General features: G+C 68.3%; 17 protein-coding genes. 8 read left to right on the top strand and 9 right to left on the bottom strand.

Annotated elements, in window-relative coordinates; all coding sequences use genetic code 11:
* Nucleotides 1-14: 14 nt before the first annotated feature.
* The 6 genes from AC3XQU_RS15590 to AC3XQU_RS15615 form a co-directional block, all read right to left on the bottom strand.
* Complete coding sequence (locus tag AC3XQU_RS15590; RefSeq protein ID WP_489875074.1) at nt 15-2135, bottom strand: TonB-dependent receptor plug domain-containing protein; 2121 nt, start codon at nt 2133-2135, stop codon at nt 15-17.
* A 6-nt stretch (nt 2136-2141) separates the two neighbouring features.
* A complete protein-coding gene (locus AC3XQU_RS15595) occupies nt 2142-2861 on the bottom strand; it encodes a transglycosylase domain-containing protein (protein ID WP_489875075.1) in 720 nt (239 codons plus the stop codon).
* Between the two features lie 18 nt (nt 2862-2879).
* On the bottom strand, nt 2880-4346 hold the full coding sequence (locus AC3XQU_RS15600) for a peptidoglycan DD-metalloendopeptidase family protein (protein WP_489875076.1): 1467 nt from the start codon (nt 4344-4346) through the stop codon (nt 2880-2882).
* A 2-nt stretch (nt 4347-4348) separates the two neighbouring features.
* Entirely contained in the window at nt 4349-4723 is a 375-nt protein-coding gene (locus AC3XQU_RS15605; RefSeq protein WP_489875077.1) for a BlaI/MecI/CopY family transcriptional regulator, read from the bottom strand.
* Between the two features lie 121 nt (nt 4724-4844).
* Nucleotides 4845-6110, bottom strand: a complete 1266-nt coding sequence (locus tag AC3XQU_RS15610) for a c-type cytochrome (RefSeq protein ID WP_489875078.1) — start codon at nt 6108-6110, stop codon at nt 4845-4847.
* Entirely contained in the window at nt 6107-6820 is a 714-nt protein-coding gene (locus tag AC3XQU_RS15615) for a c-type cytochrome (protein ID WP_489875079.1), read from the bottom strand. The genes AC3XQU_RS15610 and AC3XQU_RS15615 overlap by 4 nt, the downstream gene beginning before the upstream one ends.
* A gap of 107 nt (nt 6821-6927) precedes the next feature.
* Between AC3XQU_RS15615 and AC3XQU_RS15620 the strand changes: the two genes are divergently transcribed.
* Nucleotides 6928-7653, top strand: a complete 726-nt coding sequence (locus AC3XQU_RS15620) for a class I SAM-dependent methyltransferase (RefSeq protein ID WP_489875080.1) — start codon at nt 6928-6930, stop codon at nt 7651-7653.
* 12 nt (nt 7654-7665) lie between these two features.
* Here AC3XQU_RS15620 and AC3XQU_RS15625 read toward each other — a convergent pair whose 3' ends face one another.
* Together AC3XQU_RS15625 and AC3XQU_RS15630 are read right to left on the bottom strand one after the other, a co-directional pair.
* Entirely contained in the window at nt 7666-8259 is a 594-nt protein-coding gene (locus tag AC3XQU_RS15625; protein ID WP_489875081.1) for a 3'-5' exonuclease, read from the bottom strand.
* 10 nt (nt 8260-8269) lie between these two features.
* A complete protein-coding gene (locus AC3XQU_RS15630; protein WP_489875136.1) occupies nt 8270-8728 on the bottom strand; it encodes a ProQ/FINO family protein in 459 nt (152 codons plus the stop codon).
* Nucleotides 8729-9432: 704 nt separating this feature from the next.
* Between AC3XQU_RS15630 and rpoD the strand changes: the two genes are divergently transcribed.
* The 4 genes from rpoD to AC3XQU_RS15650 all read left to right on the top strand — a co-directional run bounded on the left by rpoD (nt 9433) and on the right by AC3XQU_RS15650 (nt 17086).
* Nucleotides 9433-12069 carry an RNA polymerase sigma factor RpoD gene (gene rpoD, locus AC3XQU_RS15635; RefSeq protein ID WP_489875082.1) on the top strand — a complete coding sequence of 879 codons (2637 nt, stop codon included), beginning with the start codon at nt 9433-9435 and terminating at the stop codon, nt 12067-12069.
* 214 nt (nt 12070-12283) lie between these two features.
* Complete coding sequence (locus tag AC3XQU_RS15640; protein ID WP_489875083.1) at nt 12284-13060, top strand: transporter; 777 nt, start codon at nt 12284-12286, stop codon at nt 13058-13060.
* A 9-nt stretch (nt 13061-13069) separates the two neighbouring features.
* Complete coding sequence (locus AC3XQU_RS15645; RefSeq protein WP_489875084.1) at nt 13070-14668, top strand: methyl-accepting chemotaxis protein; 1599 nt, start codon at nt 13070-13072, stop codon at nt 14666-14668.
* A 228-nt stretch (nt 14669-14896) separates the two neighbouring features.
* Nucleotides 14897-17086, top strand: coding sequence for a family 10 glycosylhydrolase (locus AC3XQU_RS15650; RefSeq protein ID WP_489875085.1), 2190 nt, complete (start codon nt 14897-14899; stop codon nt 17084-17086).
* A 104-nt stretch (nt 17087-17190) separates the two neighbouring features.
* Here AC3XQU_RS15650 and ppc read toward each other — a convergent pair whose 3' ends face one another.
* Nucleotides 17191-20016, bottom strand: coding sequence for a phosphoenolpyruvate carboxylase (ppc, locus tag AC3XQU_RS15655; protein ID WP_489875086.1), 2826 nt, complete (start codon nt 20014-20016; stop codon nt 17191-17193).
* 178 nt (nt 20017-20194) lie between these two features.
* On the opposite strand from ppc, the gene hemC reads away from it, so the two are divergent.
* Genes hemC through AC3XQU_RS15670 form a run of 3 tightly spaced genes read left to right on the top strand, consistent with a single transcriptional unit; the run spans nt 20195 to nt 23050 of the window.
* The gene (gene hemC, locus AC3XQU_RS15660) at nt 20195-21178 is read left to right on the top strand and encodes a hydroxymethylbilane synthase (RefSeq protein ID WP_489875137.1); all 984 of its coding nucleotides are present in this window, start codon (nt 20195-20197) and stop codon (nt 21176-21178) included.
* The gene (locus AC3XQU_RS15665; protein WP_489875087.1) at nt 21171-21938 is read left to right on the top strand and encodes a uroporphyrinogen-III synthase; all 768 of its coding nucleotides are present in this window, start codon (nt 21171-21173) and stop codon (nt 21936-21938) included. Before hemC ends, AC3XQU_RS15665 begins: the two co-directional genes overlap by 8 nt.
* 2 nt (nt 21939-21940) lie before the next feature.
* Nucleotides 21941-23050: a uroporphyrinogen-III C-methyltransferase gene (locus AC3XQU_RS15670; RefSeq protein WP_489875088.1), complete on the top strand. Its 1110-nt coding sequence runs from the start codon at nt 21941-21943 to the stop codon at nt 23048-23050.
* The last annotated feature ends 1 nt before the right edge of the window (nt 23051 follow it).

Genomic DNA, 23051 nt, shown 5'->3' on the forward strand with positions numbered 1-23051 from the left:
TACAGCGCCTGTTCCTACATCAGGCGCCACACCGGCCGCAGGCGGTAGAGCGTGGTCCGGCCCAGCGCGCGCTCGCCCTCGACCAGCAGCCGCTCGCTGTAGTCGCGCTGCAGCAGGTTCGAGACCGACAGCCGCAGCCGCGACCCGCCGGGGCGCTTCCACAAGGCGTACAGGTCGAGCTGGCGGTCCGCGGCCTTGTCGCTGAAGAAGAGGGCGTTCGAGCGCTGCGCGACCCGGCCGCGGTAGCTGAAGTTGCCGCCCAGGTCGACGCCGGCCGCCGGCGCGGTGTAGTCCACTCCAAGATTGCCGCTGAAGGCGGCCTGGCCCTCGATGCGGTTATCCGGCCCCGGCACGCTGTCCACGCGCGACCAGTTGCGCGCCAGGTTGATGCGGCCCGCCAGCGCCCCGCGCGTGGCGCGGCCCTCCAACTCGATCCCGCTCACGGTGGCGTCGCCCGCATTGACCGGCGTCGCGGTCCATATTCCCTGCTTCTGCTCGACCCGCGTGAGCGTGATGTCGCCGATGCGCTTGTGGAAGGCGCTGACGCTCACCATGTCGCTTTTGCCGAAATAGCGTTCCCAGGCCAGGTCGATCCCCAGCGCCAGTTCCGGACGCAAGCCTGGATTGCCCTGCTGGTCGGGGTTGGTGGCGCTGTTGTTGTTGTCGACCGTGTAGCGGCGCGGCATCAGCTGGACGATGTTCGGCGCCTTGTAGGTGCGGCTCGCGGCCAGGCGGAATTGGTCGCGCGGCCCGGTGTCGGTGTCTGGCCGGGCAGGCTTGAACAGCGCCTGGAACACCGGGCTCCAGGCGCCCGCGTCCACGTCCACCGGGGCGTCGGCATTGCCTTCGCCGCTGGTATGCAGGTCTTCGCGGCGCAGGCCGGCATAGGCGGACCAGCTGCTGCCGATATCCCATTCGTCCTGGATGAAGAAGGCGCTGCGCGCCACGGTGGCGCGGTAGGACTCGTCGCTGAAGAGCAACTGGGCGCCGCCAGGGTCGAGGTGGCGCTCGCGCCGGTATTCGCTGCGGCCCTTGCGCCCGACTTGCCAGCCCGCGGCCAGCGCATGGCTGCCCCACAGTGGGCGGCGCCAGCTGCCGCTGAAGCTCAGGTCGCGCTCGATGGGACCGGAGGCGACCAGGTGGGATTCGAGCAGGCGGTCCTGCAGGTCCTGTCCGCGGTACGCGAATGCGGCGTCGCGCTTCGTGTAGAAGCCCGACAGGGTCATGGCCAGCCTGGCGCCGGCGTCCAGCCTGCGGGTCCAGGCCAGGTCGGCATAGGCGTTGAGCGGGCGGGTTTCGTAGCGATGGTCGGCGTGCGGGAAGGCCGTCGGCGCGCCGATCTCGGTGCTTTCTTCTTCGCGCTTGGCGTTGTCGATATGGCGCGTGCGCAGGTAGCCGCTGGCGGTGACGGTGTCGGCCGCCGTCGCCTGCCAGGACAGGCGCGGCGCCAGTTCCAGCAGGTCTTCGACCTGGCGGTCGGTCCATTGCGTGCGGCGCAGCAGGGCCGGATTGCCGCCCTGCTCCAGGGTGAGGGCGGCAACCGGGTTCACCTGGCGCCGCAAGGTGGCGCTGCCTGAATAGGCGAGCGACCCGGCGCGGCCGCCGTGCTGGACCACCAGTTGCGGGGCCAGGCGCCCTGAGTTCATCGCGCCGCCGGCCTTGAGTTCGTTGGCGCTGGCGCCGCGCGGCGTGGCGGCGCGGCGCAGGATCACGTTGATGGTGCCCGCCATCGCCTGGCTGCTCGTCTCGGCGGTGGCAACACGCTTGACCTCGATGCGCTCGACCAGGTCGGGGCTGATCGATTCGAGCGAGAAGCCGCTGGGCGCGGGCAGGCCACCCAGCAGGATCGCCACATGACCCGCGCCCATGCCGCGCATGCGCACTTCCGGCGCCTTGCCGGCGCCGGCGTCGATGGTGATACCGGGCTGGCGCTTCAGGACGTCGGCCAGGCTGGTGTCGCCCTGGCGCAGCAGTTCGTCGCGCCCGACGACGATGCTGGTGGTGGTCGACTGCGCGCGCCCGTTGGCGGCGTCGGCCGTGACGACGACCTGCTGGATCGGGATGGACTGGGCGCAGGCACAGGCGTGCGCCGCCAGCAGCAGCGCGCAGGCGCTGCCGGTTCGAATGGTGTGCATGGTGATTTAAGGAGTGGGTGTGGAAGAGCCCGGTGCAGCCGGGCTGCAGTGTTCGAGCTTCGTGTCGAACCAGCCGGCGGGACGGCAGGTGCCGGCGACCAGGGCGCGTACCCGGGCCACGCGGGTGTCGTAGGCGCCAGGGTGCTTGAGCGGATGGAAGGCGTTGGGCGCCTTGATCATGGCGACCAGGCCGATGAATTCGTCCGTCGTCGTGGCGTCCAGCGGCTTGCCCAGGTAGCTTTCGGCGGCCTGGGGCAGGCCCCGGATCTGGCGGCCTTCGTGGGTGCCCATGTAGACCTGGGACACGTACAGCGCCAGCTGCTGCTCCTTGGGCAGTCTGGCGTCGAGCACCATGGCCATCACGTCGCGTCCGAAATCGATCTTCCTGCAGCAATCGAAGACGCCGCGGTAGAGCCCCTGCAATGCGCCGGCGCCGCCGGTGAAGGGTGCGCCGTACAGGTAGACGTCGCGCGCCACGGCCGAGGAGATCGTGGCCAGGCCCTGGCCCGGCGCCAGGCTCACGCCCCGATGGCTGAAGAAGCTGGGATCTTCCACCATGGTCAGGATCGCGGTCTGCCGCGCCGAGAGCTGGCCGGCCGCCGGGGCGCCTGCGCCGGCCATGGCCTGGTCGAAGCTGGCCCAGGCCCAGCAGGCGACAAGGGCGAGGTAGGCCGCCAGGGCCGCCGGCAGCGCCAGCAGCAGTCGTTTCTTGGTTGTGCGAAGCATCGGTATCCAGTCCAGGGATCAGTCGGGAGCGCTGCCGAGCAAGGCTTGCGGATCGATGTTGGCGCCGTGGCGCGCGACCTCGAAATGCAGGTGGGGACCGGTCACCTTGCCGGTGGCGCCGGTGCGCGCGATTTGCTGGCCGGCGCGCACCATGTCGCCCGCCTGCACCAGGCGGGCGTCGAGGTGGGCATACAGGCTGCTGGTGCCGTCCCCGTGCTCGAGCACGACGACCTTGCCGTAGCGCGCGCCGCCCGAGTAGCGGTCGGTCGAGGCCGCGACCCTGCCGGCGGCCGGCGCCACGACGGGCGTACCGCGGGCAGCGCCCAGGTCCATGCCGCCATGCGGCTTGCCGCCGGGACGGTTGACGGAGCCGAAGGGGCTGGTCACGCGCAGCGTGGCCAGCGGCGCCTGCCATGTTGCTGCGCTTGCCTGCGCTGGCGTGCCGACAGCCATCGAGGGCGTGGCAGGCGCCGCCTGGTTCCACGCGAACTGCGGCTGCAGCAGCACGCTGGCGCCGCACAGGCCGGGCAGGAGCAGCAGGGCGGCCGTGCCGGCCCAGGGTGCATGCGCCGCCGCCCTGGCGTCGCGGATCAGGCCGATGCGTTGGGCCACGGCCTCGCCGCCGCGCAGTCCGAAGGCAGGGCCGGGGCCCGCGCGGACCTGCACGCCCAGTTGCGCCAGCAGGGCAGCGGCGTAGTGGCGGCGCTCGCCGGCCGAACGGCCGGCCAGCACGGCGCGGTCGCAGCCCAGTTCCAGCGACCACTGCAGGCGGCGCCGCAAGCCGTGGGCGGCCGGGACGAACCACAGCGCCGCCTGCAGCAAACCGGCGACGTGCTGCCACAGGTGATCGCGGCGGCGCAGGTGCGCCAGTTCGTGGGCCACGACCAGTTCCTGCTGCGCCGGCGGCAAGCTGCGCACATGGCGCGGCAGCAGCAGGACAGGGTGGAGCAGGCCCGCCAGCATCGGCGACACCGGCGCATCGATTTCCAGCACCGGCGGAAGCAGGCCGCGATGGCGGGCGAAGGCGGGATGGGCCGACAGGGCCGGGCCGTCCAGGCGGTCGGCCAGGCCGAGCAGCGCAGTCAGTTTGCGCCGCACCCGCCGCCAGCGCCATGCCTGCCAGGCGCCGCCGGCCAGGTAGATAGCCAGCCAGAACCAGGCCAGCGTGCTCACGCTGTCGTCGGCGGCCAGGTCGTCGGCGCCGCCCGGCAGCAGGTCCATGACCGCCAGCGCCGGATTGGCCGAAGCCGGCCCCGCGCTGGAAGACTGCGGCGCGGCCGCGAACAGGCTCAGTTGCGCGGCGCCGGGCAGCAGCACCAGCGCGAGGACGCCGGCCAGCAGCGCGGCCAGCCAGGGGCTGCGCCGGGCGTCCAGGCCCGGCCAGTGCCGGCGCGCCAGCTGCAGCAGCGCCCAGGCCAGGCTGGACGCGAGCAGGGTAGTCAGGCTCGCCTGCAGGAACAGCAAGGGGAAGTTCGACAAGCTCATGTTCACTCCTTGGCCTCGGGCCAGTCTTGCAGCAGCTGTTCGAGCTCGGCCAGCTCGGTATGGTTGACCAGCTTCGAACCGGTGAACATGTTGACCGGCAGCGGCGCGTCCATCTCCATCACGCGGCGCCCGAAATCGCGGGTGAAGGCGGCCAGGGTTTCGATCTTGTCCAGCGCCGCCGTATAGACGTTGACGCCATGCCTGGTGGCCAGGATGACCATCTGCTTTTCCACCATCCGCTCGAGCGTCTTGCGGGTGGAAGAATACGACCACTGCAGCTCGGGCTCGGCCTGCTCGTGCAGCTCGCGGGCGGACAGGGGGTGCTGGCGCCACAGGCATTTCAGCAGCGTCAGTTCGGTAACGGAAGGGATGGACATGATAGCCTCCTTTGTGACTGGTGACGCAATCATACGACAACTGTCACATCAGGGCAAGCTCCGGAGCAAAGGCGGCGGAAATCCGCTGCCAGGTGACGGCAGCTGCCACCTGGCGGGCGCCTCAGTCCAGCGGCACGCTGCGGTAGCGGTTCACGTCCGGCGTGGCCACCGGCGGCGCCGCATTGCCCCAGCTGGCGCGCACATAGGTCAGCACCGCCGCCACCTGGGCGTCGTTCAGCTCGTGGCTGTAGGGCGGCATGCCATAGGGACGTGGATTGCCTTTCGTGCCAGGCGGGAAGCCGCCATTGAGCACGATCCGGATCGCGTTCACGGCCGGCGTGAGCGTGACCGCGCGGTTGCCCGCCAGCGGCGGGTAGGCCGGCGCCTTGCCCTTGCCGTCGGCCCCGTGGCAGTCCACGCAATGGCTGCCGTAGAGCCGCTTGCCCTCGGCCAGCAGCGCTTCGCCCGGCCGCTGCACCTCGCTTGGCGCCGGCGCTTCCTGCGCAGGCAGCGACTGCAGGTAGCTGGCCATCGCGCCCACGTCCTGGGTCGACAAGTGCTGCAGGCTGCGCGCCACCACTTCGGCCATCGGGCCGGTGGCGGTGCCGCGCGGCGAGACGCCGGTCTGCAGCAGCGCCACGATGTGCTCCTTGTCCCAGTCTTTCAGTCCCGCTTCCCCGCCGGAGGTCAAGGAGGGCGCATACCAGCCGATGGTCGGAATCAGGCCGCCCGACAGCGTGTCGCCCGCGGCGCCCAGGCGGTTGCGGGTGCTGTGGCATGCGCTGCAGTGGCCCAGCCCCTCGACCAGGTAGGCGCCGCGGTTCCATTCGGCGCCGCGCGTGGGCAGGGGCGTGAAGCCGGCCGGCTTGAAATAGAGCAGGCGCCAGCCGGCCAGCATGGCTTGCTGGTTGTAGGGGAAGTCCAGTTCGTGCGGGGTGTTGGGCCGGCGGCTTGGCGGCAGGCTGCGGAAATAGGCGAACAGCGCGTCCGAATCGGGGCGCGAGACCTTCGTGTAGTTCGTGTAGGGGAAGGCCGGGTAGAGCAGGCGGCCGTCGCGCGACTTACCGTTGTGCAGGGCGCTCCAGAAGTCGTCGGCGCTCCAGTTGCCGATGCCGGTCTCGCGGTCCGGCGTCAGGTTGGGGCCGTACAGGCGGCCGAAGGGCGTATCGAGCGCGCGCCCGCCGGCATACGCGGGGCCGCCGCGCACGGTGTGGCAGGCGACGCAATCGCCGGCGCGCGCCAGATAGGCGCCGCGCGCGATGTTGTCGGGCGTCGCGGCCCAGGCCGCGGGCGAGGTCGAGGCGATGAATTCGTCGCGCGGCCAGGCGATGGCCAGCGCGGCGGCGGCCATCGCGGCAAGCACCAGGGATGCAATGCGTTTCTTCATGGCGCCTCCGGGGCGCTGCCGCAGGCGATCGGCAGTGGGCGCGCGATCGAGGACGCAGGGCGCGGGTCGCCCGGCACCGGCTGGGCGGCGAGCCAGCCGGAGACCGCGGCGACGTCCTCGAGCGAGAGGCGGGCGGTGATGGTGGCCATGCAGTCCGGCGCGTGGGCGCGGCGCGCCTTGTTGCGCCAGGCGCCGAACTGCGCGTTGACATAATCGCGCGGCAGGCCGAGCAGGCCGGGGATGCCTGGCTCGACGCCCAGCAGGCGCTGGCCGTGGCAGGCCACGCAGGCCGGCAGCTTGCGCGCGGCGTCGCCGTCGAAGACCAGCTGGCGGCCGCGCTCGGCCGCTTGCGGGGTGAGGTTCGAGGCCGCGGCGGCGTGCGCGCTCGGGGCCTGGGCCGCGTAGAAGCCGGCGATCTCGCGCAGGTAGGCGTCGGGCAGGTGGTCGACCAGGTAGGTCATGAGCGGGTACTGGCGCCGGCCTTCGCGGAAATTCAGCAGCTGGTTGTACAGGTAGCCGGCCGGCTTGCCGCCGATGCGCGGGAAGTAGCTGTCGTTGACCGGCTTGCCTGCGGCGTCGACGCGCGCATGGCAGCTGGTGCAGGCGACCAGGCGCTGGGCCAGGGTGTCCGGCACTGCCTGGGGCGCGGCCTGGGCTGCGCAGGCAAGGAAGGACAGGAAGGCGGCAACGCGCATGCGGGAAGCACTCATGGATGCACCGATTGTGGGGATGCTGTGATGATAACGCGGATCAAGGCCGGCGGGGCTTGCCCTTGCTATAATCGCCCCCCTTTGGGCCACTGGGGTGCGGCATGGGCGTGAGCTATACGGAAGGTGTCTTCAGGGACAAGAATCCCATCAAGCGCTGGCTGCAGCGCCAGCGCCTGGTCAGCGCCCTGGGTTTTACGCAGAAACAGCGCGAGGCGGTTCGTTGCGTGCTCGATTTCGGCGCCGGCAGCGGGGAGCTGTGCAAGCACCTGGTCCAGGCCTACCCGAACGCCACCATCATCTGCTACGAGCCCTGTTCGGACCTGCTGGAAGAAGCAAGGCGCGAGCTGGCCGGCCTGCCGCGCATCGCCTTCCACGCGTCCTACGACGCGCTGCCGAAAGGGCAGGTCGACGTCCTGTTCTGCCTCGAGGTCTTCGAGCACATCCCGCTGGCCATGCGCGCCAGGTCGCTGGGCGAAGTCGACGCGCTCTTGCGGCCGGATGCGGAAGTCGTGTTCGGGGTGCCGGTCGAAGTGGGCCTGCCGGCGCTGTACAAGGGCATGTTCCGCATGAGCCGGCGCTATGGCGCCTTCGATGCGCGGCCGAAAAACGTGCTGCTGGCGGCGCTGGGCATGCCGCCGAAAGAGCGCCCGGTCGGGATCCTGCCGCCGGACGTCCAGGTGCACAACGAGCACATGGGGTTCGACCACCGGGTATTCCGCAAGGCGATCGCGGAGCGGTTCTCGCTGGTCAAGGCCAGCGCCAGCCCGTTCCCGCTGCTGGGGACGATGGCCAATCCGGAAGCCTATTTCGTGGCGAGGAAACGCAGCGTGTGAGCGCAGCCGGGCTTATTGCTCGGGACTGGCTTTCCACAGGCGGTACACCCGCAGCGCCACGTGTCCGTCGTCGGCAGCGTACAGCACCTGCTTGTCGCTCAGCTGGGGCAGGGCCCAGTTGGTGGTGGTGATGCGTTTCGACTTCTGGAGCTTTTGCCCGAAGAAGCGCGCCACGGCCGTCTTGGCGCCCAGGGTATTGCGCTCGCCGCGGCGGCGCATGGCCGTGGACAGGTCGAGCACATTGCGGGTGTCGATGCCGAGCTTGGCGCGCAGGCGCTTGAGGTCGTCCCCCAGGCCGAATCCGACTTTTAAGATAGCCTCCGATTCCAGCACCGGTTTGAGCACGGCGAGGGCGGTCTGCGCGCTGGCCGCGCTGCCGATCTGGAACAGGTAGGCCAGTTCGTCGGTCGCCAGCTGCACCAGGTGCGGACCGGTCGAGACTTCGCCCTTGGCGAAGGTGGGCTTGGATTCGGTGTCGAAGCCGATCGTGTCGGCAGCGGACAAGGCCGCCAGGGCGGCGGCGGCGTCCAGCGGCGTGCGCACCAGGCGCACGTCCGCCAGCCGGATGCCGTCGTAGGGCGGCAGCAGCTCCGGGTCGACGTTCACCGGCGCCGGATCAATTCTTGGAGAACTTGGAAGCAAGGGCTTTGAGCTTTTCCTGGCGTTGGCGGTTCGCTTCTTCTTCGGCAGCCGCTTCGCGCTCGGCCTTCTTGCGGTCGGCCTCCTTCTTGAAGCGCTGCTGCAGCAGTTCTTTCGCGTGCAGGCGGTGGGTGTCGGTCACTTCGGCGCCGGCAGCGCCGTCGAGGTCGAAGCGCACCTTGGCTTTTTCCATTGCGCGCAGGTAGCGCATCGAGCCGGTGTGGATGCCCAGGGCGGCACGCATGGTCTTGCGGTCCAGGCCCGGCATGCGCGCCAGCAGCTGCTTGTCGATGCCGATCGCCAGCGGCAGGCAGTCGCGGAAGGCCGGGAAGGCTTGCTGAAGCTGCTTGAGCAGGGCGCGGGCCGAACCCGGCTGGCCGCTTGCGGGGGCGGCGGCAGCGGGAGCGGCAGCGTCGGTGGAAACGGCCTCGGCCACCGGTGCGGCGCCAGTCCCGTCGGCCGAACCGGCTTCGTCCGCGACATCGGCGGCCGGAGCGGCGGATGGCGAGCTGGCCTCGGCAGGCAGGTCAGGGGTGGCGGGGGCGTTGGTATCGACGGACTCTGCTGCAGTAATGGTATTCATTGACTTCATGGTAAGAACGGGAATGCGAAGGATAGCACGGCGCCCGTGCGCCAGCGCGGCCGTATTGTACTTCTTCTATTAATCTTGCGAGCCCAGCCACAGCCGCGCGGCGTGCTGGCGGAAAAACGTGTATGATCCGCCTCTTGCCTTGCGCACGGCTTGCGCCGTCGCAGACCTGCCGGGAAGTCGACAGGCGGTGTCATATTCAACACGGTGATATCCATTATGGGATATATCAATTATCACCAATTCTTGCAATACGGCATAATCTCGCTTCCCTCTATGTTCCCTGAACTATAGAAGCAAGCCCGTTAGATCCGAACGGGCTTTTTTTCGTTTCGACATGCATACCGTGATTTTAGACACCATACCTGCCTTGCCTGCCTGCTGCCACGTCCGATCGAATGCGGGCGGCTTGAGGAAATGCGTGCTTGAAGTCCGCCTGCCTGCCCTCAGCTAGGGCCACTTCCGTTCCCCGTATCCGACCCGCACGCGGGTCCCGCTGGATTATTGACCTCGCAGGCCTTCCACCGGCCTCGACTGGAGAGAGTTTGACTATGAAAAACACCGCCAAGACACTGACACTGACCGCCAAGAAAACGCCCGCCAAGGCAACGGCCCAGCTGGCAGTGCCGAAAACCGCGACCTCCTACTTCCTCGAAACGGAAGCGGCGGCCAAGGTCACGGTGGTGAAAACCCGCTCGCGCCTGGCCTCGGTCAAGCCCCAGCAGGACGAGGCGGTGGAAGAAGTCGTGGCGCAGGTGGAAGCCGTCGAAGCGGTGCAGGCCGCTCCCGAGCCGGTCTTGGCCAGCGATGCGGCCGGCGACGACCAGCCGGCCGCGGCCGCCACGCCGGCTGCGCCGCCCGTAATCGTGCGCAAGCGCGCCTCGAAGCTGGCTGCCCTGAAAGCCGCTTCCGAGCCCGCCTCGGACTCGGCCCAGGCCGAAGCGGCGCCGGCGCCTGAAGCCGTCGCGGCGCCGGTCGCCGTTGCAGACACCGCGGAAGACGCGCCGAAGGCCGTGCGCGCCCGCCGCCGCACCGATGCGCCGGTCGCCGCGGCTCCTGCCACGGCAGTGGGCACGGTCAGCTCGACCACCGACGCGGCCAAGCTGGCCGCGATCGACACCACCGGTTACCTGCTGCCGCAGGTCAAGGTCCCGGGCCGCCGCGGGCGCAAGCCGAGCGAGTTCGTGCCGGAGAACGACGAAGTCGCGGCGCTGAACACCATCGAGCGTTCGGAACTGAAGGCCGCATCGAAGCTGCGCGAGCGCCGCGCCAAGGGCTTGCCGGGCGCGACCGCCGCCAATTTCTCTGCCGAGGAACTGGAAAAGCGCCGCACCCAGCTGAAGAACCTGATCAACATGGGCAAGGAGCGCGGCTACCTGACCCACGCCCAGATCAACGACCAGCTGCCGGAAAACATCGTCGATCCGGAAGCGATCGAGGGCATCATCGCGACCTTCAACGACATGGGCATCGCGATCTACGAGCGCGCCCCGGAAGCGGAAATGATGCTGCTGTCGGACAACGTGCCGACCGCGACCAGCGAAGACGAAGTGGAAGCGGCCGCCGCGACCGCGCTGTCGACCGTGGATTCGGACTTCGGCCGCACCACCGACCCGGTCCGCATGTACATGCGTGAAATGGGCGCGGTGTCGCTGCTCACCCGCGAAGGCGAGATCGAGATCGCCAAGCGCATCGAAGACGGCCTGAAGGACATGGTGCAGGCAATTTCGGCCTGCCCGACCACGATCTCGGAAATCATCGCGCTGTCGCACAAGATCGCCGCCGACGACATGAAGATCGACGACGTGGTGGACGGCTTCGTCGACCATAACGCCTCGGCCCCGGCCCCGGTGGCGGCGCCGGCCAGCACGCGCGCCGGCGACGACGAGGAAGAGGAAGAGGAAGAAGTCGAGGAAGAGGAAGAAGACGGCGCCGTCGGCGGCGGCGCGGCCGGCTATTCGACCGAGCAGCTGGCGCAACTGCGCAAGAGCGCGCTGGAAAAGTTCGCGCTGATCGAAACCCAGTTCGACCGCATGGGCCACGCCTTCAAGACCGTCGGCTACGGCTCGGACGAGTATGAAGAGGCGCAGGCCATCATCTCGAACGAACTGCTGGGCATCCGCTTCACCGCCAAGATCGTGGAAAAGCTGTGCGACACGCTGCGCCACCAGATGGACGAAGTGCGCGCCATCGAGCGCGCCGTGCTGGACATCTGCGTGAACCGCTGCGGCATGCCGCGCGCCCACTTCATCAAGGTCTTCCCGGGCAACGAAACCGACCTGCAATGGGGCGACCGCGAAGTCGATTGCGCCTACGCCTACAGCGCCGTGCTCAGCCGTAACCTGCCGGCCATCAAGGAACTGCAGCAGCGCATGATCGACCTGCAGGCGCGCGTGGCGCTGCCGCTGGCCGACCTGCGCCGCATCAACAAGCAGATGGCGGCGGGCGAGAAGCGCGCCCGCCAGGCCAAGCGCGAGATGACCGTGGCCAACCTGCGCCTGGTGATCTCGATCGCCAAGAAATACATCAACCGCGGCCTGCAGTTCCTCGACCTGATCCAGGAAGGCAATATCGGCCTGCTCAAGGCCGTGGACAAGTTCGAATACCGCCGCGGCTACAAGTTCTCGACCTATGCGACCTGGTGGATCCGCCAGGCGATCACGCGTTCGATCGCCGACATGGCGCGGACCATCCGCGTGCCGGTGCACATGATCGAGACCATCAACAAGATGAACCGCATCTCGCGCCAGATCATGCAGGAAACCGGCAGCGAGCCGGACCTGCCGACCCTGGCCCTGAAGATGGAAATGCCAGAGAACAAGGTTCGCGAGATCATGAAGATCGCGAAAGAGCCGATTTCGATGGAAACCCCGATGGGCGAGGACGGCGATTCGCAGCTGGGCGACTTCATCGAGGACAACACCACGCTGGCGCCGCTGGACGCCGCGCTGCACGCCTCGATGCGCAACGTCATCAAGGAAGTGCTGGACTCCCTGACCCCGCGCGAAGCCAAGGTGCTGCGCATGCGCTACGGCGTCGAGATGTCGAACGACCACACGCTGGAAGAAGTCGGCAAGCAGTTCGACGTCACCCGCGAGCGCATCCGCCAGATCGAAGCCAAGGCGATGAGCAAGCTGCGCCAGCCGTCGCGCTCGGACAAGCTCAAGACCTTCCTGCACAATCACTAAAAAAGTTTTGCCAGTTGGTAAAAAAAACCGCGCGGTCGACGACCGGGCGGTTTTTTTTCGCCTGATGCAGCCCAGCAGCAACGCTTCGTTTGTTGTTTGCAAACGATGTGGCATGCATATGTTGACGCGGGTGGAATAAACAACCGATTATTCTTCAATGCAACTTTTGTCGCTCCCCGGCAAACCGTTCGCGCCCCCGTCTATTTGGAAGCCCATGAAGCACTTCGCCCTCATCACCACGCTCGCCCTGTGCGCCGCCCCGGCAGTCCACGCCCAGGACGAGATCGCCACTGACCGTCCCGATTTCGTCGAGTCCAGCAACGTCGTAGGACACGGCCGCCTGCAGGTCGAAACCAGCCTGCTGCTCGAGCGCGACCGCAGCGGCGCAGCGCGCGACCGCTCCGTGTCCACGCCGACCCTGCTGCGCTATGGCATCGGCGAAACCTTCGAGCTGCGCGCCGAGACCGATGGACGCATCAACGCCCGCCATACCGAAGGCGGCCTGCGCACGACCGACAAGGGTTATGCCGACACCTCGCTCGGCGTGAAATGGCATGCCATGGATGCGGCCGGCAACCTGCCGTCGGTCGGCGTGCTGCTGCACGCGGACCTCGACAGCGGCTCGCGCGCCTATCGCGGCCAGGGCCTGCGCCCGTCGCTGCGCGTGGTCGGCGAGTGGGACCTGCCGAACGACATGTCGCTGGGCGTGATGCCGGGCGTCGGCATCGAGCGTGGCGACGCCGGCCGCTACCGCTACGCCATCCTCGGCGTGGTGCTGGGCAAATCGATCAACGAGCGCCTGCGCGGTTTCGTCGAAGTAGCGATGCCGCAGATCGCGCGCAGCGTCGACGGCGGCACCCAGGCCAGCTTCGACCTGGGCGGCGCCTACCTGCTGTCCAACACTGTCCAGCTCGACGCGATGGTCTCGCGCGGCCTGAACAGCCGTACCCCCGACCTGGCCTTTACCCTCGGCCTGTCGTTCAAACTTTAAGAGTCAGCGATGAAACTGAGCATCAAGCACCAGCTGCGCCTGTCCTACCTCGTCACGCTGGTCTTCTGCAGCGTGGTCGGCCTGATCGGCTACCTGTCCGTGCAGTCGCTGGACCGCTCGATGGATGCGATCAGCGTCAATGGCGCGGCGCTGCGCGACCAGATGCAGGCCGACATGATGCACGACGCGCTGCGCGCCGACGTGCTGGCCGCGCTGATGGCGGCCACGCCGGAGGAACACACCGCGGCCAGGCGCGACGCCGACGAGCATGCCGCCATCTTCCGCAAGACGCTGGCCGCGCTCGACGCCCAGGCCACCAACGCCGCCGTCAAGGCCGCGGTCGACAAGGTGCGTCCGGACGTCGACGCCTACCTGAAAAGCGCCGCCGCCATCGTGGCCCAGGCCGGCGCCGACCAGCCCGCGGCACGCCAGGCATTCGGCGGCTTCATGGATGGCTTTCGCAAGCTCGAAGACACGATGGGCGCCTTGAGCGAATTGATCGAACAGGATTCCGACGCCGTGCGCGCCGATGGCGACGCCGTGGTGGGCTCGGCCTTGCTGCGCATCGAGCTGACCGCGCTGGCGGCCATGATCGCCACCATCGCGATGGGTTACTTCCTGATCCGCGGCATCGTGCGTCCGCTCGAGCAGGCGGTGCTCTTTGCCGACCGTATCGCCGGCGGCGACCTGTCCGGTGCTGGCGCATCCGTGGACCAAGCCGATCAGACCGAAACCGGACGCCTGCGCCGCGCGCTGGAGGCGATGCGCGCGAGCCTGCACGGGATCGTCAGCGCCGTGCGCGACGGCACCGACTCGATCGGCACCGCCTCGCAGGAAATCGCGGCCGGCAACCACGACCTGTCGCGCCGCACCGAAACCCAGGCCGGCTCGCTGGAAGAAACCGCGTCCTCGATGGAAGAACTGACCGCCACCGTGCGCCAGAACGCCGACAACGCGCGCCAGGCCAGCCAGCTGGCCGCCTCGGCCACCGAAGTCGCCACCCGGGGCGGGGTCGTGGTCAACCAGGTGGTGCAGACCATGGGCGCGATCGACGAAGCCTCGCGCAAGATCGGCGACATCATCGGCGTCATCGAGGGCATCGCCTTCCAGACCAATATCCTGGCCCTGAACGCCGCCGTCGAAGCGGCGCGCGCGGGCGAGCAGGGCAGGGGCTTCGCGGTGGTGGCCAGCGAGGTGCGTGCGCTGGCGCAGCGCTCCAATTCCGCCGCCAAGGAAATCAAGGTGCTGATCGACTCCACCACCGGCACCGTGGGCGAGGGCAACCGCCTGGTCGGCCAGGCCGGCGGCACGATGCACGACGTCGTGGCCGGCGTGCAGCGCGTGAGCGACATTATGTCCGAGATCAGCGCCGCCAGCCGCGAACAGGAAGCGGGGATCGGCCAGGTCAACCAGGCCATCGGCGAGATCGACGCGGCCACGCAGCAGAACGCGGCGTTGGTGGAAGAGGCCGCGGCAGCGGCGGAGTCGCTCCAGATGCAGGCCGAAAAGCTGGCCGAGCTGGTGGGCGTGTTCAAGCTGGGCGCTGCCGACACCGTGGCCGCGCACCGTCCGGTGGCGTCGCACGCGCCGGTACTCGCGCTGCACTGAGGTTTTCCAGCAACACCACGCTGTACCTGTCCTTCGCCCGGCAATGGCTGGCCGGATGCCGCCATGCATCCGGGTTATGCCGCACAGCCTGAAATTCATTGGTTGTCAAAATTGCTCGGGCGTACCCTTTTTTGCGGATGGCAATGCACCGGTGCTTGGAGAGGCGCCCGCATTGCCACCGGCGCGCTGCTGCCTGGGCGTTCACTCAACCCGCAAAAAATCCACAACATGAATAAACTTTTGCTTGCCGCGGCCGCCGCGCTGCTCGTCGCTTCCCATTCCCCCGCCGATGCCCAGGGCATCAGTCCCAAGCGCGAATTGCGCGGCGTGTGGATCAGCACCCACCTGAGCCTGGACTGGCCGAACCGCACCCAGACCCCGCCCCAGCAGCAGGCCGCGCTCAGGGCCATCCTCGACCACAACAAGGCCACCGGCATGAACGCCGCCTTCCTGCAGGTGCGCAGCCAGGCCGACGCCATGTACCCGAGCAGCTACGAGCCCTGGTCCTATTACCTGACCAATAACCAGGGCAGCGCGCCGTCGCCGGCCTGGGATCCGCTGGACTATGCGATTCTTGAAACCCGCAAGCGCGGCCTGGAATTCCACGCCTGGATCAATCCCTACCGCGCGGTGGCCACCGTCGCCAACCAGGGCAATACGGCGCAGTACGCGGCCACCCACGTCTCGCGCACCCGCCCGGAGTGGATGCTGACGGTGGGCACGGTGAAGATCCTGAATCCGGGCCTGCCGGCCGTGCGCGACCACGTGGTGAACGTGATCATGGAAATCGTCAACCGCTACGACGTCGACGGCATCCACTTCGACGACTATTTCTACCCGGCCGGCACCATCCTCGACGACGAAGCCTACAACGCCGATCCGCGCGGCTTCCCGAACACCGCGGCCGGCCGCGCCGACTGGCGGCGCGACAACGTCAACATGCTGATCGCGCGCGTGAACGACAGCATCCGCGCCGTGAAACCCTGGGTGAAGTTCGGCGTCTCGCCTTCGGGCATCTACCGCAGCAGTCCCGACCCGGCGATCGGCTCGCCGACCTCGAGCGGCGCCTCGCAGCACTACAGCAGCATGTTCGCCGACAGCCGCAAGTGGATCGAGCAGGGCTGGGTCGATTACCTGATTCCCCAGGTCTACTGGTATATCGGCCAGGCCGGTTCGGACTACAAGCTGCTGGTACCGTGGTGGAACGACAATGCCTACGAGCGCCACATGTACATCGGCCTGGCCGACTACAAGATGAATACCGCCGGCTGGCTTGACCCCAACCAGATCAACAACCAGATCGCGCTGAACCGCGCGCAGTCGAAGGTCTCGGGCCAGGTCCACTTCCGCCACGCCTTCCTGCAGGGCGACCTGCTGGGCTACCGCACCTCGCTGAAGAACAGCACCTATGCGCGCCCGGCGCTGCTGCCGGTGATGGGCTGGAAGGGCTTGCAGGCGCCGGGCGCGCCGTCGAACCTTGCCGCGAGCAGCAGCAACGGCGCGGTGCAGCTGGCCTGGACGCCGGCGCCAGCCAGCGCGGACGAATTCGAGAAGCCCCGCAAGTACGCCATCTACCGCTCGCAGCAGCGCGAGATGGACCTGGAATCGGCGGCCAACCTGCTGGGCGTGACCGATACCGCCACCACCGGCTTCGTCGACGCCGCCACCAACGGCCAGTATTACTACTACACGGTGACGAGCCTGAACCGCTTGAGCGTGGAGGGCCCGCGCGCCAACACGGTCAGCAACGACTTCGAGGCGCCCGTCGTGCGCACCCGCGACGTGGCCGTCACGCTGGCCGGCGGCGCGGCCGCGGTCACGCCGGCCCAGCTCGATGGCGGCACGAGCGACAACTGGGGCGTGGAGTCGCTGGCCGCCTCGCGCAGCAGTTTCTCGTGCGCGGACATCGGCGCCCGGAAGGTGCTGCTCACGGCTGTCGACAAGGGCGGCAACAGCGCCAGCGCCGAGGCATTGGTGACGGTGGCGGGCCATGTGCCGCAGCCGTCGATCGCCGCGCTGCCGGCGGCAGGCGAGGCGACCGGCTTGCCGGCCACGACGATCACGCTGGGCTACGGGCCGCAGAGCGTGCAGCTCACGGCCAGCGATGCGGCGGGGACGTCGAGCTTTACCTGGAGCCCGGCGGCTGGCCTGTCGGCGACGACGGGCGCGGTGACCAGCTTTGCGCCGACTGGTGCCGGCGTGTTCAGCTTCACTGCGCAGGCGGCCAGCCCGGAAGGCTGCTTCGCTGCCGCCACCGTGACGGTGAACGTGGTGGACGCCAGCTGCGGCGAGGGCAAGGTCGCGGTGTGCCACAAGACGGGCAGCGAAAGCAATCCATCGACCCAGGTCTGCGTAGCGCCGAGCGCGGTGAAGGCCTTGTTGAAGAAGGGGAGCGTGCTGGGGGCGTGTGCAGGTTGAGTTGACCTGGCAACGTTTTTTATTGTTAGCGTGAAAACGGTCGCCCCGGCGAAGGCCGGGGCCCAAGTTCCACGCGTACCGCTAGCGTGACATGCAAGCCTTCCTCACCCCGTATTACGCAAGCCCGCCGCCACCCCATTGATCGACAGATGAATTCCCCGGTGCACCCGCGGGTCTTCGTTGTCGCCCAGCGACCTGCGGCGGTGGATCAGCTCCACCTGCAGGTGGTTCAGCGGATCGAGATAGGCAAACCGGTTCTGGATCGAGCGCGCCAGCAGCGGATTGCCGGCCAGCCGTTCGCTCGCGCCCGTGATCGACACCAGGCAGCGCAGCGTTTCCCCATGCTCGGCCGTGATGCGGCGGAAGATCCGCTCGCGCAGTTCCACGTCCGCCACCAGCTCGGCATAGCGCGAGGCGATCGCCAGGTCGGTCTTGGCCAGCACCATGTCCATGTTCGACAGCAGGGTCGCGAAGAAGGGCCACTCGCGGTACATGGTTTGCAGCTGCTCCAGGCGCGCGGCGCGCAGGTCGGGGTCGCCATCGGCCAGCCAGCCGCTCACGGCCGTGCCGAAACCGTACCAGCCCGGCAGCAGCAGGCGGCACTGGCCCCAGGAGAAGCCCCAGGGAATCGCGCGCAGGTCTTCGATGCGGCGGGTCGACTTGCGCGACGCCGGGCGCGAACCCAGGTTCAGCTCCGCGATCTCGGCAATCGGGGTGGCCGCGAAGAAGTAGTCGGTAAAGCCCGGGGTCTCGTAGACCAGGTTGCGGTAGGCGCGGTAGGCGCGTTCGGACAGCCCGGCCATCACCGCTTCGAACTGTGAAAGGCGCGCATTGGTCGCGTCGTCCGCGGCGCGCGGGCTCAGGCTCGCTTCCAGCGTGGCGGCCACCAGCAGCTCGAGGTTGCGCCGGCCGATCTCGGCGTTCGAGAATTTCGAGGCGATGATCTCGCCCTGTTCGGTCAGGCGGATCTGGCCATTGACGGTGCCGGGCGGCTGGGCGCGGATCGCGTCGTAGCTCGGGCCGCCGCCGCGCCCGACCGTGCCGCCGCGGCCGTGGAACAGGCGCAGCTTGACGTTCCTGGCCGCGAACACGTCGACCAGCTTCAGCTCGGCCTGGTACAGCTCCCAGTTCGAGGTCAGGAAGCCGCCATCCTTGTTCGAATCCGAATAGCCCAGCATGACTTCCTGCAGGCGGCCCTGCTGCTCGATCACCTTGTCGACGAGCGGCAGCGACATCCATTCGTCCATGATGCCGGCGGCCCTCTGCAGGTCGGGGATGGTCTCGAACAGGGGGATCACCATCACGTCGCAGCCGCCGGTGGAGGCGCGCAGCAGGCCGGTTTCCTTTTGCAGCAGCAGCACTTCCAGCAGGTCGGAGACGGTTTCGGTATGCGAGATGATGTAGTTGCGGATCGCGCGGCTGCCGTAGCGCAGGCGGATCTCGCGCGCGGTGCGCAGGATCGCCAGCTCGGAATTGGTCTCTTCCGAATAGGCTTCGAAGGCCGAGTACAGGGGGCGCGGCTGGGTCAGTTCGGCCAGCAGCAGCGCGATCTTGCCTTCCTCGGGCAGGGCCGCGTAGTCGCTTTCCGCCCCGGCCCGCGCGAACAGCTCGGCCAGCACGCGCTCGTGCACGTCCGAGCTCTGGCGCATGTCGAGCGAAGCCAGGTGGAAGCCGAAGATGCGCGCGGCGCGCATCAAGCCGGCCAGGCGCGGCTGGATCAGCACGGCGCCATGGTTGCTGCGCAGCGAATCGGCCAGCACTTCCAGGTCGGCCGCGAACAGGCCGGCATCGAGATAGGGCGGGGCGTGGCCGACTTCCTTGCGCAGGATGTGGTCGACGCCCAGCTCGCGCGCGGTGGCGGCCAGGCGCGCATAGATGCCGATCAGGGCGCGCCGGTAAGGCTCGTCGCTGCGGTGGGGCGAGGCGTCGGTGGACGAATCGGCCAGCGCCTGCATGCTCGGCGTGACTTCCACCATCAGGGTCGAGATCGACAGCTCCGCGCCCAGCGCGTGCACTTCATCGAGGTAGAAATCGAGGATGGTGGTCGACTGGCGCACCAGCGCGTGGCGCATGGTGTCGGCATTGACGTTCGGATTGCCGTCGCGGTCGCCGCCGATCCAGCTGCCCATCTGCAGGTAGAGGGACTCGCCCAGCCCGGACTTGCCGGTGCTTTCCCCGCCCTGGTACCGCGCGGCGATCTCGGCTTCGATGTCGTCGTACAGCGCCGGCACTTCGCGCAGAAAAGTAATGCGGTAATAGGACAGGGCGTTGTCGATCTCGTCGGCCACGGTCAGCTTCGAATAGCGCAGCATGCGGGTCTGCCACAGCGTGGCGATGCGCGCGTGCAGCAGCTGGCCGTTGCGCTGGAATTCCCTGGGCGTCAGGCCTCGGTCGCGTTCGGCCAGCAGGCGGGCGATGTCGTGCTCGGCGTCCAGGATGCTCTTGCGCTGCACCTCGGTTGGGTGGGCGGTGAGCACCGGCGAAATCAGGGCGTCCTTGAAAAAGCCCTCGACCAGGTCGCGCGGCACGCCGGCATCGACCAGCTTGCCGACCGCGAACCCCACGCTGCCCTGCTGGGCGCCCGAACCCTTGAGCATGTGGGCGCGGCGGCGGCGGATGTGGTGCTGGTCTTCGGCGATGTTGGCCAGGTGCGAGAAATACGAGAAGGCGCGCACCACCGAGATGGTCTGGTCGCGCGTGAGCTTGTGCAGCAGGGCGGTAAGTTCACGGCCGGCCTCGGCGTCGTCTTCGCGGCGGAAGCGCACGGCGGTCTGGCGGATGGTCTCGACCACCTCGAACACGTCATCGCCTTCCTGGTCGCGCAGCACGTCGCCGAGCAGGCGGCCGAGCAGGCGGATGTCTTCTTTCAGGGGCGCGTCCTTGTCAAGGGAAGACGCGCCGGGAGTAACTGATGCAGCAGGATTATCCATATCGACCACATGTAAATTGATTGTGCCATGGCGGTTGGCCATCGTCTGCAAGAGGGCCCATGCTAAAATTTATGATCTTATGCAAGGGCCAGGTACCGGCATCGTCCTGGTGGGTTAGATGACAGTGAAAGAATCCGTGTTGAATGCAACCCAATCGGCGCAGGGAGCGCCCGCGAAGCTGACGCCTCACAAGCTTATTATCGCATCCCGCGAGAGCCGCCTGGCCATGTGGCAGGCCGAGCACGTACGCGATCGTCTCGCCCAATTATATCCGCAGTGTAGTGTTGAAATTCTCGGAATGACAACACGCGGCGACCAGATCCTGGACCGCGCGCTGTCCAAGGTCGGCGGCAAGGGCCTGTTCGTGAAAGAGCTCGAAGTGGCAATGGCCGAAGGCCGCGCCGACCTGGCCGTGCATTCGCTCAAGGACGTGCCGATGGACCTGCCCGAAGGCTTCGAGCTGGCCGCGGTGCTCGAGCGCGAAGACCCGCGCGACGCCTTTGTGTCGAACGACTACGCCAGCCTGGCCGACCTGCCGGCGGGCAGCGTGGTCGGCACCAGCAGCCTGCGCCGCCAGGCCCTGATCGCGGCGCGTTATCCGCAGCTCGTCATCAAGCCGCTGCGCGGCAACCTCGACACCCGCCTGGGCAAACTCGACCGCGGCGAATATGCCGCCATCATCCTGGCCGCCGCAGGTTTGATTCGCCTCGGCCTGCCCCAGCGCATCCGCGCCGTGCTCGAACCCGAAGACAGCCTGCCGGCAGCCGGGCAGGGCGCGATGGCGATCGAGATCCTCGGCGCGGCGCGCAGCGACGGCGTCGACCTGCGCGCGGTGCTGGCGCCGCTGAACCACGACGCCACGGCGCGCGCGGTCGCGGCCGAGCGCAAGGTCTCGAAGATCTTCGGCGGCAGCTGCCAGATCCCGCTGGCCGCCTTCGCCACCGTCGAGGGCAGCACCATGCGCCTGCGCGCGATGGTCGCCACCCCGGACGGCCTGCGCAGCGCCCATGGCGAAGTGGCCGGCTCGTGGGAGCATCCGGAATTCCTCGGCGAGCAGGTGGCGATCCTGCTCGAAGACCAGGACGCACACGCGATCCTGGCAGCCTGCAAGCAGGACGCCGCGGACGCCAACGCCGCCCCGGCCACCAGCCAGGATGCCTGAGCGGCTGGTCGTCATCACCCGCCCGCGCGCCCAGGCCGACGCGCTGGCGCAGGGCGTCGCCGGCATCGGCCGCAGGCCGGTCGTGCTGCCGCTGCTGGAGATCGCGCCATTGGAAGACCAGTCCGCGCTGCGCGCCGCGCTGGCCCACCTGGCCGATTACGCGCTGGTCGCCTTTGTCTCGCCCAACGCGGTCGACGCCGCCTTTGCCCACCTCGAGGCCTGGCCGGCCGGGGTGGCGATCGGCATCGTCGGCGAAGGCAGCCGCGCGGCGCTGGCGCGCCACGGCGTCACGCTGGAGAACGCCGTCATTCATTGCCCGCCTGATCCCGCCAACAGCGATTCCGAACACCTGCTGGCCAGCCTCGACCTGGCGCGGCTGGCGGGCCGGCGCGTGCTGATCGTGCGCGGCGAGAGCGGGCGCGAGCTGATGGCCGATACCCTGCGCGCCGCCGGAGCGCGGGTCGAGACGGTCGCCGCCTACCGCCGCACCGTGCCGGCGCTTGACGATCTGCTTGCCGGGCAGTTGTCCGTCTTGCTGGCCGGGCCAAACGACTGGATAATCACGAGTTCGGAAGCATTGCGCGGGCTGGCCGCGCTGGTACGGGAGCTCGACCCGCAGGGCGGCATGGCGCGCCTGCACGCGCAGCACCTGGTCGTGCCCCATGCCCGCATTGCCGACACCGCGCGCGCGTTGGGGTTCGAACGCATCACGCTCACCGGATCTGGCGACGCACGCCTACTTGCCGCGATACAATCATAAGAATGAACGAAATACCAGACAACCAAGAACACCTCCCGCCGGCTGCCACTGCGGTCCAAAAGGCGCCGCTGCGCCCGTCGCAGGCCCAGGGCCTGCTGCAGACCCTGCAGCGTCCGCTGCCGGCGGCGGTCGCCGTCCTGGCCGTGCTGCTGGCCCTGCAGACCTGGAGTTCGCACAGCCGCATCAATTCGCTGCGCCGCGACATGGCGCAGAGCCTGCAAAAAGGCAACGCCATGAATGCCGAGACCGCGCTGCTGGCGCGCGACGTGGCCGACACCGCGAAAGAATTGCAGGTCAAGGTCGGCGTGCTGGAAAGCCGGCAGTCCGAAGCCCAGACCCAGACCCTGGCGCTCGAGCAGCTCTACCAGGACCTGTCGAAGAACCGCGACGAGTGGGCGCTGGCCGAGATCGAACAGGTGCTCACCACTGCCAGCCAGCAGCTGCAGCTGGCCGGGAACGTGCAGGGCGCCCTGATCGCGCTGCAGAACGCCGAGCGCTCGCTGTCGCGCTCGGACAAGCCGCAATTCCTGAACATCCGCCGCGCCATCGGCGCCGACATCGAGCGCCTGAAGGCGATGCCGGCGGTCGACCTGGCCGGCGTGGCCCTGCGCCTGGACAGCGTGATCGCCCACGTCGACACGCTGCCGATGCTGTCGGACGAAAAGCCGCTGTTGCCGGCCGCCCCGGTGCGCAACACGCGCAGGAAGGATGCGCCGCTCGAGTCGCTCAGCCTGGGCGAGCGCGTGACCCAGACCTGGCGCAACTGGAGCCAGGAGATGTGGGACGACGTGCGCCAGCTGGTGCGCGTGCGCAGCGTCGACACGCCGGAAGCGCTGATGCTCTCGCCGAGCGAAGCCTTCTTCGTGCGCGAAAACCTGAAACTGCGCCTGCTCAACGCCCGCCTGGCCCTGCTGTCGCGTAACGAAGTGGCCTTCCGCGATGACCTCAACAGCGCGCAGGACATCATGCTCAAGTATTTCGATACCCGCGCCCGGGTCACCCAGTCGGCGCAAAGCGCGCTGCGCCAGGTGCAGGCCAACAACCTGACCATCGAGATGCCGACCCTGTCGGAAAGCCTGAACGCGGTGCGCAACTACAAGGCGAAGGGCTGAG

The sequence above is a fragment of the Telluria sp. AZSoR62 genome, assembly GCF_058111565.1.

What these genes read in the sequence shown, in the direction of transcription:
- AC3XQU_RS15590 (WP_489875074.1), bottom strand. Translation starts at nt 2,135, where the DNA reads ATGCACACCATTCGAACCGGCAGCGCCTGCGCGCTGCTGCTGGCGGCG.
- AC3XQU_RS15595 (WP_489875075.1), bottom strand. Translation starts at nt 2,861, where the DNA reads ATGCTTCGCACAACCAAGAAACGACTGCTGCTGGCGCTGCCGGCGGCC.
- AC3XQU_RS15600 (WP_489875076.1), bottom strand. Translation starts at nt 4,346, where the DNA reads ATGAGCTTGTCGAACTTCCCCTTGCTGTTCCTGCAGGCGAGCCTGACT.
- AC3XQU_RS15605 (WP_489875077.1), bottom strand. Translation starts at nt 4,723, where the DNA reads ATGTCCATCCCTTCCGTTACCGAACTGACGCTGCTGAAATGCCTGTGG.
- AC3XQU_RS15610 (WP_489875078.1), bottom strand. Translation starts at nt 6,110, where the DNA reads ATGAAGAAACGCATTGCATCCCTGGTGCTTGCCGCGATGGCCGCCGCC.
- AC3XQU_RS15615 (WP_489875079.1), bottom strand. Translation starts at nt 6,820, where the DNA reads ATGAGTGCTTCCCGCATGCGCGTTGCCGCCTTCCTGTCCTTCCTTGCC.
- rpoD (WP_489875082.1), top strand. Translation starts at nt 9,433, where the DNA reads ATGAAAAACACCGCCAAGACACTGACACTGACCGCCAAGAAAACGCCC.
- AC3XQU_RS15640 (WP_489875083.1), top strand. Translation starts at nt 12,284, where the DNA reads ATGAAGCACTTCGCCCTCATCACCACGCTCGCCCTGTGCGCCGCCCCG.
- AC3XQU_RS15645 (WP_489875084.1), top strand. Translation starts at nt 13,070, where the DNA reads ATGAAACTGAGCATCAAGCACCAGCTGCGCCTGTCCTACCTCGTCACG.
- AC3XQU_RS15650 (WP_489875085.1), top strand. Translation starts at nt 14,897, where the DNA reads ATGAATAAACTTTTGCTTGCCGCGGCCGCCGCGCTGCTCGTCGCTTCC.
- ppc (WP_489875086.1), bottom strand. Translation starts at nt 20,016, where the DNA reads ATGGATAATCCTGCTGCATCAGTTACTCCCGGCGCGTCTTCCCTTGAC.
- AC3XQU_RS15665 (WP_489875087.1), top strand. Translation starts at nt 21,171, where the DNA reads ATGCCTGAGCGGCTGGTCGTCATCACCCGCCCGCGCGCCCAGGCCGAC.
- AC3XQU_RS15670 (WP_489875088.1), top strand. Translation starts at nt 21,941, where the DNA reads ATGAACGAAATACCAGACAACCAAGAACACCTCCCGCCGGCTGCCACT.